This is a genomic window from Sphaerisporangium album, from assembly GCF_003323745.1.
Classification (GTDB): Bacteria; Actinomycetota; Actinomycetes; order Streptosporangiales; family Streptosporangiaceae; genus Sphaerisporangium; species Sphaerisporangium album.
The window spans coordinates 278120-293832 of the sequence record NZ_QOIL01000010.1 but is presented as its reverse complement, the minus strand read 5'-3'; the positions used below and the strand labels follow the sequence as shown (position 1 = coordinate 293832).

At 72.9% G+C, this 15713-nt stretch carries 10 protein-coding genes and 1 pseudogene; 7 read left to right on the top strand and 4 right to left on the bottom strand.

Going from position 1 to position 15713, the window contains the following annotated elements:
• Nucleotides 1-60: 60 nt before the first annotated feature.
• Complete coding sequence (locus DQ384_RS19750) at nt 61-1326, bottom strand: hypothetical protein (protein WP_114030313.1); 1266 nt, start codon at nt 1324-1326, stop codon at nt 61-63.
• Between the two features lie 223 nt (nt 1327-1549).
• On the opposite strand from DQ384_RS19750, the gene DQ384_RS19745 reads away from it, so the two are divergent.
• Genes DQ384_RS19745 through DQ384_RS41330 form a run of 4 tightly spaced genes read left to right on the top strand, consistent with a single transcriptional unit; the run spans nt 1550 to nt 9068 of the window.
• Complete coding sequence (locus tag DQ384_RS19745) at nt 1550-3310, top strand: hypothetical protein (RefSeq protein WP_114030312.1); 1761 nt, start codon at nt 1550-1552, stop codon at nt 3308-3310.
• 9 nt (nt 3311-3319) lie between these two features.
• Nucleotides 3320-5662 (top strand): hypothetical protein, encoded by a 2343-nt coding sequence (locus DQ384_RS19740; RefSeq protein WP_114030311.1) that lies wholly within the window; start codon nt 3320-3322, stop codon nt 5660-5662.
• A 21-nt stretch (nt 5663-5683) separates the two neighbouring features.
• A complete protein-coding gene (locus DQ384_RS19735; RefSeq protein WP_114030310.1) occupies nt 5684-7957 on the top strand; it encodes a hypothetical protein in 2274 nt (757 codons plus the stop codon).
• A 49-nt stretch (nt 7958-8006) separates the two neighbouring features.
• Nucleotides 8007-9068, top strand: a complete 1062-nt coding sequence (locus DQ384_RS41330; protein WP_181871293.1) for a hypothetical protein — start codon at nt 8007-8009, stop codon at nt 9066-9068.
• A gap of 116 nt (nt 9069-9184) precedes the next feature.
• Here DQ384_RS41330 and DQ384_RS19725 read toward each other — a convergent pair whose 3' ends face one another.
• Both DQ384_RS19725 and DQ384_RS19720 read right to left on the bottom strand, forming a co-directional pair.
• Nucleotides 9185-10336 (bottom strand): acyl-CoA dehydrogenase family protein, encoded by a 1152-nt coding sequence (locus DQ384_RS19725; RefSeq protein ID WP_114030309.1) that lies wholly within the window; start codon nt 10334-10336, stop codon nt 9185-9187.
• Between the two features lie 131 nt (nt 10337-10467).
• Nucleotides 10468-11553: a M24 family metallopeptidase gene (locus DQ384_RS19720; RefSeq protein ID WP_245966613.1), complete on the bottom strand. Its 1086-nt coding sequence runs from the start codon at nt 11551-11553 to the stop codon at nt 10468-10470.
• Between the two features lie 240 nt (nt 11554-11793).
• Between DQ384_RS19720 and DQ384_RS19715 the strand changes: the two genes are divergently transcribed.
• The 3 genes and pseudogenes from DQ384_RS19715 (at nt 11794) to DQ384_RS42955 (ending at nt 14196) form a co-directional block, all read left to right on the top strand.
• A complete protein-coding gene (locus DQ384_RS19715) occupies nt 11794-12699 on the top strand; it encodes a 5'-3' exonuclease (RefSeq protein WP_114030307.1) in 906 nt (301 codons plus the stop codon).
• 272 nt (nt 12700-12971) lie between these two features.
• Nucleotides 12972-13364: pseudogene (locus tag DQ384_RS42960) on the top strand (RNB domain-containing ribonuclease); the annotation flags it as partial.
• Nucleotides 13365-13503: 139 nt separating this feature from the next.
• The gene (locus DQ384_RS42955) at nt 13504-14196 is read left to right on the top strand and encodes a ribonuclease R family protein (protein ID WP_245966612.1); all 693 of its coding nucleotides are present in this window, start codon (nt 13504-13506) and stop codon (nt 14194-14196) included.
• A 144-nt stretch (nt 14197-14340) separates the two neighbouring features.
• Here DQ384_RS42955 and DQ384_RS42950 read toward each other — a convergent pair.
• Nucleotides 14341-15713, bottom strand: a 1373-nt coding sequence (locus DQ384_RS42950; RefSeq protein ID WP_484378257.1) for a DEAD/DEAH box helicase, incomplete at its 5' end; no start/stop codon positions are given.

Here is a 15713-nt window from a genome sequence, read left to right as displayed (position 1 = left end):
CGGTCGGGTCAGGGGAGCTCACGTGGGTCGAAGCTCGTCGGCTGGAAGGTCGGCGTGTGGCTAGAGGACGAGGTCGGGCGTCGCCGACCGCAGGAAGGCCGGCCCGGCGAGGGTGGACGGCGTCACCGCAAGACCGGTCACCAGCAGCTCCCCGGCCATGTCGGGGGCACGGCTGACGACGTGCCAGGACGTGGTCCAGCCGCCTGGGCCCAGCTCGATCACGCGGCGCTCGGAGGTCCCCTCGCCGCTCGGCTGGTAGTGGACCTCCGCCCGGACGTGCGTCGCGCCCCGGTCGCGCAGCGCGGCGGCGTCGACGCGGATCTCGGCCAGCCCGAGGTCGGCGGGGGTGAGGGTCCAGCCGGAGGCGCCCGCCCGCACCGTGCGCCGGTAGGCGGGGCCGCCGGTGCGGTAGGAGGTCACCGCCGTCAGCTCTCCGCCGCCGGCGAGGTCGGCGGGCCGGTCGAAGGGGGGAAGCAGCACGGCCACGGCGTCGCCGCACCGCGCCTCGACACGCTCGATCGGGGACCCCGAGGCGTCGAAGCCGACGCGGACCGGCATCGGCCCCGGCGAAGGGGCCTTCCCCTCGGCGGGTTTCTCGTATTCGAACACGTGCGGCTCGCGGGTGCCGCGGATCCAGGCACCGACATCGGCCGTGCGGGTCAGGGGAACGGTGGACGGCTGCCGCACGGTCGCGGAGACCCGCAGGACGCCCCCGGGCGGGGAGCCCGCGGAGCGCGCCTCGGCCAGCCGCGCCTCGGCCAGCCGGTCGGCGGCGGCGATGACCTCGGGGTCGCAGCCGGGCAGGTGGACGCGGTGCCGGGAGACCTCTCCCCCGAGTCCCCCCGCCGCGGCTTCGAGGACGGTGGTGGCGGTGTGCCCCCGGACCAGCTCGCCCTCCAGCCGCACCGACAGCAGGCCGGGCTCACCGAGGCACGCCCGCCGTACCGCGCCGAGGTGCTCGGCCGGGACGGCGAGGGACAGGACCGCGGAGAAGGGCGGCGTCCCGGAGGGGGTGGTGCGGCCCAGCTCGTGTTCGGAGCCGTCGCCGGCGCGGATCCACGCCGACACCGACCGTGCCGTCACCGCGCCCGCGCCCACCCGCAGCTCGCCGGGGGAACGGCCTACCTCCCGGGCGAGGGCGGCGAGACCCGCGGACAGCTCGGCCTCGCCGGGCCACCAGACCGTGCCGAGGTTGAGTACAGCCGTGTCGCCGGAGGCGATCAGGGTGACCATCGGGGTGCCCGAGGGCGAGCGGGCCGGGCCGGGGTCGCCGGGCACGACGTGCACGATCGTGGGATCGGCGTCGTCCAGGAAGGCGTTCGGCACATCGCGACGATCTCACCCGGCTAAACGCGAGTCAAGGTAAATAAGCTTAGCAGTATATCGTTCCAAGTAGAGGTCATATATCCTCATAAATAGCCTTGTTAACCCTCGCTTCGGCGTCTACAGTCGCCCCTACGATCGAGGCAGGGGGGGTCGTTTGCTGTCGCTGCCCGCATTACCGCTCGGGGGAGCGGATCTTGTTTTCGCCGACGACGAAGATCGATCGGTGTATTACTTCGTGCCCGAGATTCCGCGCGTTCGCCGGCGCCCGGACGGTTCCCCGTGCTTCTCATTTCTGAAATATCGGACAAATACTGATAATGGGGGCGGCTTTCTCGACCTCCAGACCGAACTCGCCGGTCCCGGCGACGCGCTGGTCGACCGGCTCCGGGAAGACTCCGGCGGCCGGACCCCCGAGGTCCGCGCGCCCCAGTTCGTCGACGGCACGGTACAGCTCGCCCTCCCGGGCCAGGCCGCGATCTCCAGCCGTCCCTCCCTGATGGACGGCTGCCTCGCCGGCTTCGAGGCCACCCTGACCGCCGACATGGCGACCCTGCTGTGGGAGCAGGCCGGCCAGACCCCCTCTCCCCTGGCGGTGGCCTACGACCTGACGTTCCTCGCCCGGCTGCCCGAGGGCAGGGCGCGCCTGTGGTCGGCGGGCGGCCGGTCGGGCGTCGAACTGCTCGACGCGCCCGGCGAGCCCGGCGCGTCCCTCGAGGAGTTCAGGCGGCAGCTCGCGGAGTGGGCGGCCCGTGACCTGGGCGCGGACGGCAGGGAGTACGACATCGTGCTGACCGCGGGCGCGGTGATCACCTCGCGGGCCGGCCCGCGAGGAAACCTCCCGCTGCCCGCGGAGGGGCTGCACGAGTACGACCTGACCGAGCCGATCTTCCGCACGCTGCGCGTCGAGACCCAGTGCGACGCCGACTTCGCCCGTGGCGACATCCACTCGGTCCGCCTGCGGCTGCGCTGCGGATCGTTCCGGCACGAGGCCCTGTTCACCGACAGCGCCTCGGTGGACGCCGTCGAGACCGTCCTGCCGCCCGGCGGCGAGCCGGTGTACACCTACGACGCGGTGGTGCAGTTCCCCGGCACCGCGGCGACCGCCACCCTGCCCGAGGCCACCTCCCGGGGCCGCTACCTGCTGCTGCGGGTGCCCGCCGCCGGGCGGCTGCGGGTGGAGATCGACGGCACGGCCGTGGACTGGGGGCTCACGGAGTCGGTGGAGGCCGGGGTGCGCTACGACGGCGAGGAGGACGCCGTGGTGCTGCGCGAGGACCGGCGCCGCGCGGTGTCCGAGCGGCCCGTCCACGCGCTGATCGACCACCCCTGGGATCACCGGGTCCGGTACAACCTGCGCGACGGCCGCCGGATCGAGAAGCCGTGGGCGCCGGGCGCGAGCGACCGCCTGATCCTGACGGGCCCCTACGACCGCTTCCTCGCCGTCCGGCTGCGCGCGCCGGGCGGGTTCGGCACGGCCACGGCGCACATCGTCCAGTGCGAGCACACCGGAGTCGACGGGCGGGTCACCCGGGAGACCCTGGTCCTGCGGCCGGGCGCGGAGACCGCGTCGTGGACCGCCGGCCTGCTGCCCGGCGAGCCGCCCGGCTTCCGGTACAAGGTGGCCAGCACCTACGCGACCGGCGAACAGCGCTCCGGGGAGTGGATCGAGGCCTCCGGGTCGCAGACCGTCGAGGTCGGCGACATGCCGGAGGCGGTGCTGACCGTGACCGTGGCCGACGACCCGATCGACTACTCCGTGGTCAAGCTCATCGTGGTGCGGCTGACCGGCCCGGGCGCCGGCGCCGCCCTGACCTTCTCCCCCGCACAGCGCGGCGCCCGCACCTGGACGGCGCCGGTGCCCCCCGGCGAGCCGGCCGCCTACACCTGGACCGCGACGTACTACCTGGCCGACGGCACCCGCCGGACCGTGCCGGAGAGCACGTCGGACAAAAGGACCCTCGTCCTGCGACTGCCACCCGCGTAGGGAGCGGAGATGCTCAACCTCTTCAGCAAGTTCGTCGTCCCCGGTGTCGACCACGTGGAGATCTTCCAGGACGACGAGGACGAACTGCAGTTCTGGATGCTCCCCGGCAAGCCGTCGCCGGCCATGACCGACGACGGCGTGCCCTCCATCTCGATGATGCTGTTCGCCCGCGACATGAGCCTCATGGCGTCGGCGGCGGAGCAACTTCCCCGGGGCGAGCAGGAGGGCGGGCTGCTCAGCATGACCCTCGAAGTGCGCGTCGGCCAGGAGGACCAGGCCAAGATCATCGACTACATCGAGGCCACCATCATGAACGGCGGGCTGATGGCCTCGATGCACGAGGGAACCGTCGTCTACCGCCGGCGTACCGGCGCCTCGGGCACGCCCCGGCTCTCCTACCCGACGTGGGTGGACGGCACGGTGAAATTCGCCATGCTGCCCAGCGCGGGGCCGACGTTCCTCAAGGGGTACGAAGGGTCGGACAAGCCATCCCTGACCGGCAGCAACCTCGCCAGCTTCACCATGCTGCTGGGCCAGGAGGGCGCGCGCCTGCTCCGCGAGTCGCTGAAGAGCGGGGTCTCCCCGGGGGGCGTCTACTACAGCCTCAGGTACCAGGCCAGGCTGCCCAACATCCACATCTCGATCACCGGGAACTCCGAGGACGTCTACAACGAGCTCAAGGAGCACACCACGGTGACCGAGACCCACAACGGGCACCCCGTGCGCATCTACCCGCAGGTCTCCAGCCTCCAGGAGCTGCAGACCAAGGTCGCGAGCCTGCACGTGACCTACGACAGGGTCGACTTCCCGGCCATGACCGGCCAGGACCAGGCCGTCGCCGACGAGGCGGCCAAGCGGCTGGAGAACCTCGTGCTGGACATCGCCCAGGGCTATCTCAAGGACCGGTTCTTCACACCGGGGTTCACCCCCGACCTCAACAAGGACAAGCTCGGCACCGACCCGCTGCAGAACTTCAAACCCGCGGGCACCCCTGTCATCGGCGGCAACCAGCTCTGGCTGAAGGACTTCACCCAATCCATGAAGGGCACCATCGACTTCACCCTGGACGGCCGGCTCTCCCAGCCGGTCAACGTGCAGCCCAACGCCAAGCTGTTCGACATGATCGACCCCGCGGTGCTCCAGGCGCGGACCGTGGAGGCCGACCTCAACACCCCGATCTTCCACCGGCTGGACGTCCCCGTCCGGGTCACCGCCGAGTTCGAGAAGGATCCGATCCACACCGTGCAGGTGCACCTGGACTACCGGCAGACCGACGACCGGCCCGGCCACAACGAGACGAAGACGCGATCGGAGACGTTCGACTTCACCACGGGACGCGAGGTCTACTACTTCCGGACGACGATGGCCAAGGCCGCGGACGGCACGCCCAAGGACACCTTCACCTACTCGAGCACACTGCACTACCGGGCCTCGCAGAGCGAGGTGCACGTCCCGCCCGTGGAGACCCGGCTGAAGAGCCTCGTCATCGGCTACGACAGCCTGAGCTGCGTCCAGGTCACCTGCATCACCGGGAAGATCCCGTGGGACGTCGTCGAGCGGGCCGACGTCAAGCTGCGCTACCCCGGCCTGAACTCCCCCTCCGCCACCGAGACGGTGACGCTGACCTCGGGCAAGAGCGAGGGCAGCTGGTTCACCTACACCAACGGCGACCCGTCCCGGGAGTACGAGCGCCAGTTCGTCTTCACCCTGCTGGACGGCAGCCGGATGGAGCTGGAGCCCCAGCGCTCGACCACGGCCCGGCTGGTCGTCGACGCCCCGTTCGACGACACGCTGACCGTCACCTTCACCCCGCAGGGGGCGTTCCCGCCGATCTCGTCGATCGTGTTGTCCGTCCGCTACAGCGACCCCGCCAACGACTACGAGGTCGACACCGTGCACGTCTTCGAGGCCCACGACGACCCGTGGGTGTGGAAGGTACGGCTGCGCGATCCCGACCTGCAGGAGTACAGGTACAAGGTCGACGTCGCCTACGCCGACGGCGCGGTGGACCTCGGAGAGTGGCAGACCAGCGGCGACACCGCGAAGTTCGTCGGCGAGGTGACCGGCGCCACCCTGACGGTCGAGGTCCAGCCGGCGCTGCTCGACATGACCAGATGGCGGCTGGTGGTCGTGCGGCTCAGGCACACCGACCCCGGCACCGGGCGCGTCACCGAGAAGACCTTCCAGTACACGGCGGCGACCCCGCTGACCAGCGAGCCGTGGACGGTCCCGCTGCGGGACGCCACCGCCAAGGGTTACACCTACGAGATCCACGGTTACGGCGTGGACGGCGTGAAGAAGGTCGTCGGCCCCGTCTCGACCGAGGACATCCTCCTCGTGGTCGAGCTCTAGACATCCGGACAGGAGAGCAGGATGGAAGGCGAGTTCCCGGCCAACCCCGCCGGCCGTGTGCCGTTGATCCTCGACCTCGACCCGTCGATCTTCACGCGGTTCTCGGGCGCGCTGACCAGGGCGGCCATCGACGCCGCGCCGGTGCTGACCGGGCCGCCCTCCCGGGTCGACCAGACCTGGCAGGGCGCGCCCAGCGGGACGTACTACGTGCCGGCGGCCTCGATCCCCCGGCGCACGCCGTCCTCGGCCACGCCCGCGGTGTTCATCGGGAAGTCGGGGGACGCCTGGCAGCTGCGGGTCACGCTGGAGCTCCGCCGCCACCCCTCCGTCGCCGCGGACGCCTCCCCGCTGCCGCTGGACGGGGTGAAGGTCGCGTTCGTCACCTCCGTCCCCGGGGTCTCCGTGGTCTTCACCGAGGTACACGAGGAGCCCACCGGCGATCCCGGGGTGGCGCGCCGGCTGGTCGCCGTGGCCCCGCTCGACGATCCGGCCCGCGTGGCGGCGGTGCTGCAGAAGGACGAGACCGCCGTGCTCACGGTCACCGGCACCGTCCACTGGCGGCTGGCGCTCCCGCCCGAGCCCGAGGACGAGGGCGGCGACCACGGCCCCCGGATTCCGGAGAAGTACATCCCCGTCGACCGCCACCCGCGAAGGCCCGGCCCCCTGGAGGTCGGCCGCGACGGCCACGGCCCCCTGATCCCGGAGAAGTACATCCCCGTCGAGAAGATCCCCCTGCGGCCGGACCCGATCGAGTACACCCCCCACGCCGACCTGCCCGTCCGTGAGCTCTTCGAGCGGCCCCGGATCCGCCTCACGCTCACGTCCGCGACCCTCGCCGCCGAGTCCTTGAACCTCTCCCCGGACGCGCTGCGGCTCGATCGGTTGCTGTTGCGCAACCCCGGGCGGTGGATCCTGGAGCGGCCCGACCCTCCGCCGCGGTCCGAACCGCACGAGGACGCGCTCACGCTCACGGCCGACCGGCGGGGGATCTCCATGTGGTTCCCGACCGAGGCCCACGCCAACCGGCCCATCTACGCGCTGGTCAACGGCGCGATCGGGTTCGACCCCGACACGGTGTGGATCACCGGCCCGGCCGGCCCCTGGAAGGCCTCCCCCATTCCCAACCAGTACTACGTGCTGCCCACGGAGTACCGGCTGGCGTTCGACACCGCGCGGGGCGTTCCCGCGGTGACGGCGCTGCTGCGCGAGCAGCCCGTCCCGCAGGGCCGGCCGGCGAGCGCCGCCCATCGCGTCCGGGTGCGGTTCGCGCTGACGCCGTGGTTCGCCCCCGAACCGCTCGAACGGCTGCGCACGACGATCGCCGAGGCCGAGAACCTGCCCTATCCGGAGTTCGCCGTGGGCGGGCTGGAGAAGACCGAGTTCCGCCCCTCCTCGCTGTTCACCGGCCTCGGCGGCGATGTGGTGGAGCAGCCCGACGGGTCCGCCGTCGACCCGAGGGGCTTCGAGCTGGTCTACGACTGCAGCCTGGAGTTCTACACGTTGCTGTGCCGGATGCTCGCCCCCGCGCAGGGACCGGCGACCGGGATCGAGGCCTCCGTCCGCGTCACGCTGAAGACCTCCCCCGAGGACGCCGGCACGGTCAGGGAGATCCCCGTGCGGATCAGGCTGGACGCGCCGAACGACGAGTTCCTGGAGGTCGAGCCGGACGGCGCCGGCAGGCTGACCGCCCGGGTGAGGAACCTGGCCGCCGGCTCGGCGACCGTGCGGCAGGCGGTGGCGACGCTGCTGGTCGTGGCGCCGGCGGGGCACCAGCCCGTCGACGCCGTCCCGGCGGACGTCTCGCCGCTGCCCTTCACCGTCGCGGCGGGCGGCGAGACCACCGTGACGCTGGTCCCCCGGGAGCCGGTCGACCCGGGCGTGGTCGGGCGGGTGGCCCTGGACTTCGACCGCGTGGGGCTGGACGTCACGGCGGCGGACGTGCTGGAGCGCGTGCACGAGCTGGCCGCCACCGTCAACCTCGACACCACCGTGCGGGTGCGGAGCTTCCAGCTCCAGCACGCGGCCGACCTGCCGCCGGAGCTCGCCGGGCTGGAGGGCCTGGAGGTCCAGCTCAGGCGGGGCGGCACCGACCCCGTGACCGTCTACCTGACTCGCGAGGAGTGGGACAAGACGGTACATCTCGCGTACACGCTCGCCGACCTGGTGGCGGGCATGTCCCCGGACGCGCCCCGGTTCGAATGGCGGCGGCGCAACCTGACCAGGACGGGCACCGGCCCGTTCTCCGCCTGGGAGCAGATGGCCGGCGGCGACCTCTACGCGACCCCGATCGCGTGAATCGTCTGTAGCGGTACAAGGCATCACCGAGCAGTACGAGGAGTACTGGATGACAGCGGCACGCAGCACCGTGGTCACGGTCACCAACGCCACCGGCCAGGTGCTCGGCAAGGCCTGGCAGGACCTCCCGCACGGTATGTGGAGCGGGGGGATCGAGCCCGCGTGGACGATCGGCCCCGGCGAGACCGTCAGCTGGCAGACCGAGTCGGACGGCATCCTCACCGGGACCGAGGGCCGCGTCGGCTACCACATCGGAGACGCCGGGCCGATCGCCGAGCTTCACTGGGACAACCCCTATGGTGGCGGGAACAGCTACGACGAGGTGTGCCCGCCCGGCTGGGCGATGCTGCGCGGCGGCGGAGCCGGCGCGAACACCACCGTCACGTGGCTGCTGGAGCCGGCGCAGTGGCATGTCACGGCCTTCCGGCCCAGCACTCACGGCTTCCGGTTCCCCAACAGCTGGCCGCAGGGGACCACGGACAAGACCATCGACCTCGGCCTGGTCCGCCTGCCCATCGGCGACGCCTCCAACGGCCTGTGCGGCGGCATGGTCTACGCGGCCCTGGACTACTTCATGGCGGGCAGGGCCGTCCCGCCGCAGGCCCTGGCCCCGCCCGGTGAGGGCGATCCGCTCTTCGACTTCCTGGTGAGCCGGCTGTTCGACTCCTTCGACATCCCGAACCTGCCCGCCCGGCTGTTCGCCATCATGGAACCGGCCTACCCCGACACCGACCGCGGCGTGCTGGAGCCCGTCGGGCTCATGTCGGGCCGGTCCGCCGTGATGATCAGGGAGGCGTGGCCGAACATCAAGGAGTGGATCGACGCGGGGGTGCCCCGGCCGATCTGCCTGGTCAAGGTCAAAAGCCTCAACCCCGGCGACCTTGGCAAGAACCACCAGGTGCTGGCCTGGGGCTACTACGTCAGCGGGACGGGCGTCGCGCTCGCGCTGTACGACCCGAACGATCCGGGCGACGACGCGTGCTCGCTGTGGTTCGACACCGCCCGCACCGACGTCGTGGTCGGCGTCGGCACCAGTCCCCCGGACCTGGGCCCCGTCCTGTGCATCCTCACCACGGCCTACACGCAGGTCCAGCCACCCCTGGGCACGTAGCCCGGCGGGCGCCCCTTTACATTGTAGATCGAAAGCGGATCGAGGCGGCGACGACCCCGTAGAGGCCCGGCCCCTCCCCGCGGCGCTCCGCCTGCGCGAGCCGCGCCGTGAAGCGGTCAGCCCTCCTTGGTGACGGCGCGCGAGATGACCAGCCGCTGGATCTGGTTGGTGCCCTCGACGATCTGCAGGACCTTCGCCTCGCGCATGTACCGCTCGACGGGGAAGTCCTCGACGTAGCCGTAGCCGCCGAAGATCTGCACGGCGTCGGTGGTGACCTTCATGGCCGTGTCGGCGGCGAAGAGCTTGGCCATCGCGGCCCGCGTGCCGTACGGACGGCCGGCGTCGCGCAGGCGGGCGGCGTCCAGGTAGAGGGCGCGCGCGGCGGCGATCTGGGTGGCCATGTCGGCGAGCATGAAACCGATGCCCTGGAAGTCGGCGATGCGCGAGCCGAACTGGCGGCGCTCGCGGGCGTAGGCGGAGGCGGCGTCGAAGGCGGCCTGGGCGACGCCGACCGCGCAGGCGGCGATGCCGAGCCGTCCTCCGTCCAGGGCGGCCATGGCGATGCGGAAGCCCTCCCCCTCGGCGCCGATCAGGGCGCCCGGCGCGAGCCGTACGGAGTCGAGGCGCACCTGGGCCGTCGGCGAGGACCGCATGCCCATCTTGCGCTCCGGGCGGCCGAAGGACAGCCCCGGCGCCGAGCCGGGCACGTGGAAGCAGGAGATCCCGCGCGCCCCGTTGTCGGAGGTGCGCGCCATCAGGGTGTAGAAGTCGGCGGCCCCGCCGTGGGTGGTCCACGCCTTGACGCCGTCGACGACGTAGCCGCCGTCGGCCGAGGCCCGCGCGCGGGTGGTGAGCGCGGCGGCGTCCGAACCCGACTGGGGCTCCGACAGGCAGTACGCGCCGAGCAGCTCGCCGCCGATCATGTCCGGCAGCAGCGCGGCGCGGGTCTCCTCGGTGGCGTAGGCGGCGACGGGGAAGCACGACAGGGTGTGCACCGACAGGCCGAGCCCGACGGCGAGGAACGCCGCGGCGAGCTCCTCGACGACCTGCAGGTAGACCTCCTGCGGCTGGGCCGCGCCGCCGTACTCCTCCGGGTACGGCAGGCCGAGCAGGCCGCTGCGGCCGAGGGTCGTGAACACCTCGCGCGGGAAACGGCCCTCGGCCTCGTCGCCGGCCGCCCGGGGGGCGACCTCCTTGGCGACGAGGTCTCTCACGAGGTCGAGAAGGTCGTGGGCCTCGGGCGTGGGCAGGACGCGGTCGACCGCCATCTATTCACTCCGGATCGCAGAGGTCGGGTCTGGGGGGTGGACGCGCCGGGCACGCGCCGCGCGGAGGATCGCCCCGCGGGCCCGGCCGGCGCCGGCGGCCGTGACGGAGATCGGGTCGTCACGGCCGGAGATCACACGACGACCAGGTCGCGGGGCTGGTCGTTGAGGCGCTCGACGCCGGTCTCGGTGCACACGACGATGTCCTCGATGCGGGCGCCGTGGTGACCGGACAGGTAGATGCCCGGCTCGACGGAGAAGGCGAAGCCCGGCGCCAGCGGCTCGGCGTTCCCGGAGACGATGTAGGGCTCCTCGTGGGTCTCCAGGCCGATGCCGTGGCCGGTGCGGTGGATGAACAGGTCGCCGTGGCCGGCGTCGGCGATGATCTGCCGGGCGGCGGCGTCGACCGACTCGCACGAGACCCCGGGACGCACGGCCGCGCAGGCGGCCTCCTGGGCGCGGCGCAGCACCTCGTAGTAGGCGGCGAAGTCGGCCGGGGGCTCGCCGACGCTGTAGACGCGGGTGGAGTCCGAGCAGTACCCGCTGGGCATCTGGCCGCCGATGTCGACGACCACGGGGTCCCCCGCGCGGATGACGCGGTCGGACAGCTCGTGGTGCGGGCTGGCGCCGTTGGGGCCCGAGGCCACGATCACGAAGTCGACCGTGGCGTGCCCGGCGGCGAGGATCGCCTCGGCGATGTCCCTGCCCACCTCGCGCTCGGTGCGGCCGGCCTTCAGCAGGCCGGGGACCTGGGCGTGGACGGCGTCGATGGCCGCGCCCGCCTCGCGCAGCGCCGCCACTTCGGCGGGGCTCTTGCGCATGCGCAGCTCGCTGAGCACCGACCCGGCGAGCACCTGCTCGGCGCCGGGCAGCGCGGAGCGGAAGCGCAGCGACTGCATCGCCCACATGCGGTCGGCCAGCCCGACGGTGGCCGGGGAGCCGATCCTCGACGCGACCAGGGCGTACGGGTCGTCGGTCTCGTCCCAGGCGACGAACTCCAGCCCGAGGCGCGCGGCCGGCGAGTGCTCGGCCGCGGGGAGCTCCAGCCTCGGCACGACCATGAACGCCTCTCCCTGGGCGGGCACCACCAGGCAGGTGAGCCGTTCCATGGGCATCGCGTCGTACCCGCTGACGTAGCGCAGGTCGGGGCCGGGGGTCAGCAGCAGGGCGTCGATGCCCGCGGCTGCGGCGGCCTCGCGCACGGCCGCGACGCGGGTCACGGGGTAAAGATCAGAGGACGTCGTTGTCACATCGCCCAATGTATTCCACCCCGATTCCTCCCGTCTGCCCCACCTACCGCCCCCGCCCGCTGGCCACCTCGGTCCGCCACCGCTGGGTGGACGCCGGCGGCGGGGGGCGTCACCCGAGCAGATCAGCGCGAGTGCGGGGCAGGCGCGTCCCCTCCCGTCGGATTCGAGGCGCAGGCCCGGACAGGGGGCTGGGGCTGGAAGGATGGGCTCATGCCAGGGCTGATGCTTCTCGACACCCCTTCCTTGTACTTCCGCGCGTTCTACGGGATACCCGAGTCGATGACCGCTCCGGACGGCATGCCGGTCAACGCCGTGCGCGGGCTGATCGACATGATCGCCACGCTCGTGCGCGGCCACGCCCCCGACGAGCTCGTGGCCTGCATGGACGCCGACTGGCGGCCCGCGTTCCGGGTCGCGGCGATCCCCTCCTACAAGGCCCACCGGGTCGCGACGGGCGACCAGGAGCAGGTGCCGGACACCCTGGTGCCGCAGATCCCGGTGATCGAGGCGGTGCTGGACGCCGTGGGCGTCGCCCGCGTCGGCGTGCCCGGGTACGAGGCCGACGACGTCATCGGCACGTGCACGGCCCGCGCCACCGGGGCGGTCGAGATCGTCACCGGCGACCGCGACCTGTTCCAGCTCGTGGACGATTCGCGGCCGTGCCGGGTGCTGTACACGGTCAAGGGGATCCGCAACCTGCAGACGATCGACGAGGCCGAGGTCACCGCGAAGTACGGCATCCCCGGCCGCGCGTACGCCGACTACGCCACCCTGCGCGGCGACCCGAGCGACGGGCTGCCCGGCGTCCCCGGCGTGGGCGACAAGACGGCGGCCGCGCTGATCACGCGGTTCGGCTCGCTGGAGGCGATGCTGGCCGCGCTGGACGAGGGCGTCACGGACGGCTTCCCCGCCGGCAGCCGCACGAAGATCATCAAGGCGCGCGACTACCTCGCGGTCGCCCCCGCCGTGGTCAAGGTCGCCCACGACGCGCCCCTGCCCGATCTGGACATGGCCCGGCCCGTCAAGCCGCGCGACCCGGAGGCGCTGGTCGCCCTCGCCGACCGTTATGGCCTGGACGGCCCGCTGAACCGCCTGCTCGCCACGCTGGCCGGCTGAACGGGCGTATCGGCCGTATCGCCCCTAAGATCCGGGTTGTGCTTCCCAAAGCGATACACGTGTCCGGCGCGCCGAAGCTCGCCGAGGGCTTCGACCGCATCCGCGGCGAGCTGGAGCTTCCGGACGCGTTCCCCGAGCCCGTGCTGGAGGAGGCCCGCCGCGTGGCGGACACGGCTGCGTCCGATCTGTCCGCGCTGCCCGGCCTGGCCGGCGTGCCCGCCCTGCCCGACCGCACCGACCTGCCGCTGCTGACCGTCGACCCGCAGGGGTCGATGGACCTGGACCAGGCGCTGTGCATCGAGCAGCGCGCCCGGGGCTACCGCGTGTGGTACGCGATCGCCGACGTCGCCGCGTTCGTCCCCCCGGGCGGCACGATCGACGCCGAGGCCAGGAGGCGCGGCGAGACCGTGTACATGCCGGACGGGCGCGTCCCCCTGCACCCGGCCGTCCTGTCGGAGGGCGCGGCCAGCCTGCTGCCGGGCGTGGTCAGGCCCGCCGCCCTGTGGTGCCTGGACCTGGACTCCGACGGCGTCACCGTCGGGGCGGACGTCAGGCGGGCGCTGGTGCGCAGCCGCGAGCGGCTCGACTATGACTACGTGCAGGCCGCCGTCGACACCGGCACCGCCGACGGCACGCTGCGCCTTCTGCCCGTCGTCGGCGCCCTGCGCCAGGAGCTGGAGCGGGCGCGCGGCGGGGTGACGCTGCCGACGCCCGAGCAGGAGGTCGTGCCGTACGGGGACGGCTATCGCGTTGGAGTTCCGCAGCCCGCTGCCCGCCGAGGCGTGGAACGCGCAGATATCCCTCATGACCGGCATGGCGGCCGCCGCCATGATGCTCGACGCCGAGATGGGCATCCTGCGCACGCTGCCGCCCGCCGCGCCGGAGACCGTCGAGCGGGTGCGCCGGATCGCGGCCGCCCTCGGCGTCTCGTGGCCCGCCGGCGCGTCGTTCGGGGACGTCGCGCACACGCTGGACCCGGCCGTCCCCGCCAACGCGGCGTTCCTGCACGAGGCCACGGCCCTGCTGCGTGGCGCCGGGTACACCGCGTTCAACGGCGAGCCGCCCCGGGACGCCGGGCACGCCGCCGTCGCCGCGCCGTACGCCCACGTGACCGCGCCGCTGCGCCGCCTGGTAGACCGCTACGCCGGGGAGGTGTGCCTGGCGGTGGCCGAGGGCGTGCCGGTGCCCGAACCCGTGCAGGAGGCGCTGGCCGAGCTGCCCCCGCTCATGGCGGGCGGAGGCCGCCGCGCCGCCGCCGTCGAACGCGCCTGCGTCGACCTGGTGGAGGCGTTCGTGCTGCGCGACCGGGTCGGGCAGACGTTCGGCGCGGTCGTGATCGACGTCGAGGACGGCAGGCCCGGCGGCCTCGTGCAGATCGCCGACCCCGCCGTGGTCGCCCGCTGCGACGGCGAGGGCCTGCGCCTCGGCGACAGGACCGAGGTACGCCTCACCCGCGCCGACCTCCTCACCCGCGAGGTCCGCTTCACCGTCGCCTGAGGCGCTCGTGCCGCTCGATCATCCGCAGCCGGGGCCCGCGACCCTTCGCGCCGCGCCATCGCCTCCTGAGCGCCCGGAAGGGCCTGGACGGCGCCCGGCCGGAGACCCCGCCCGTCCCCGGGCGGGGTCGTGAGGGACGTGAGGTCAGGCCACGGAGGAGTAGGCGACGACGCCGCGGCGCAGGGCGTCGATGGCCTTGGCGGCGTTCTGCCTCACCTTCCCGCCGCGGGGGGCCGCCTTGCCGATCTGGTCGAGCAGGTCGAGCAGCTGCTTGACCCAGCGGACGAAGTCGCCCGCGGCCAGGTCGCCGTCGGTGAGCACCGCGTCCAGGCTGTGGCCCTTCGCCCAGCGGAACGCGGCCCAGGCGAACCCGAAGTCCGGCTCACGGATGAACGACAGGCCGTGGTCGCGCTCGATGTCCTCCAGCTCAGCGAAGATGCGCACCATCGCGGCCAGCGACTCCCTCGCGGCGCCCGCCGGGATCTTGGGCGGGCGGGCGTCGTCGGCCTGCCGCGACTCGAACACCAGCGAGGACACGCACGCGGCGAGCTCGGCCGGGTCGAGATCCTCCCAGATGCCCGCGCGCAGGCACTCGGAGGTGAGCAGGTCCAGCTCGGTGTAGAGCTGGGACAGGCGGCGACCCTCGGGCGTGACGGTCTCCCCGTCCAGGTAGCCGAGCTGGTCGAGCACCCCGCACACCCGGTCGAAGGTGCGCGCGATCACGTGCGACCGGCTCTCGACCCGCCGGCGCAGGCCTTCGGTCTCGCGCAGGAGCTTGTGGTAGCGCTCGGCCCAGCGGGCGTGGTCCTCACGCTCGTCGCACCCGTGGCAGGGGTGGGCGCGCAGCTTGCGGCGCAGCTCGGCGATCTCCCACTCGGGGGTGCCGGGGGTGGAGCCGCGGGTCATCGCCGTGTCTGCGTCGTGGTCGCGGACCCGCATCGGTCGGCCGAGGTCACGGTCGCCGATCTTGGCGTGCAGGGTGGCGACGAGGTTGGCACGGTCCTTCGGGGCGCGCGGGTTGAAGCCCTTGGGGATGCGCAGCCGCTCGACCGGCTCGACCGGCACCGGGAAGTCGGCCGCCGACAGCCGCTTGACCTGCTTGCCGATGGTCAGCACGAGCGGCGAGGGCCCCTCGGTGCGCATGGTGAGCCCCGGGTCCAGGATGACGGCCAGACCGGCCCGCCGTCCGCCGGGGACGCGGATCACGTCGCCGGGCTTGAGCGCCTCCAGCGAGCGCACGGCCTCCGCGCGCCGGGCCGTGCCGCGCTGTCGCGACAGGTCGGATTCGCGGTCCGACAGCTCCCTGCGCATCGCCGCGTACTCAGGGAAGTCCCCGAGGTGGCAGGTCATCGCCTCGGTGTAGCCGTCGAGGGCCTCCTCGGCGCGCCGGAGCTGCTTGGCGATGCCGACGACCGCGCGGTCGGCCTGGAACTGGGCGAACGACGCCTCCAGCAGGGTACGGGCGCGTTCCCTGCCGACCTGGCCGACCAGGTTGACCGCCATGTTGTACGACGGGC

Excerpts from the sequence above, each read along its gene's own strand:
- DQ384_RS19740 (WP_114030311.1), top strand. The coding sequence starts at position 3,320 with ATGCTCAACCTCTTCAGCAAGTTCGTCGTCCCCGGTGTCGACCACGTG.
- DQ384_RS19735 (WP_114030310.1), top strand. The coding sequence starts at position 5,684 with ATGGAAGGCGAGTTCCCGGCCAACCCCGCCGGCCGTGTGCCGTTGATC.
- DQ384_RS41330 (WP_181871293.1), top strand. The coding sequence starts at position 8,007 with ATGACAGCGGCACGCAGCACCGTGGTCACGGTCACCAACGCCACCGGC.
- DQ384_RS19725 (WP_114030309.1), bottom strand. The coding sequence starts at position 10,336 with ATGGCGGTCGACCGCGTCCTGCCCACGCCCGAGGCCCACGACCTTCTC.
- DQ384_RS19715 (WP_114030307.1), top strand. The coding sequence starts at position 11,794 with ATGCCAGGGCTGATGCTTCTCGACACCCCTTCCTTGTACTTCCGCGCG.
- DQ384_RS42955 (WP_245966612.1), top strand. The coding sequence starts at position 13,504 with ATGACCGGCATGGCGGCCGCCGCCATGATGCTCGACGCCGAGATGGGC.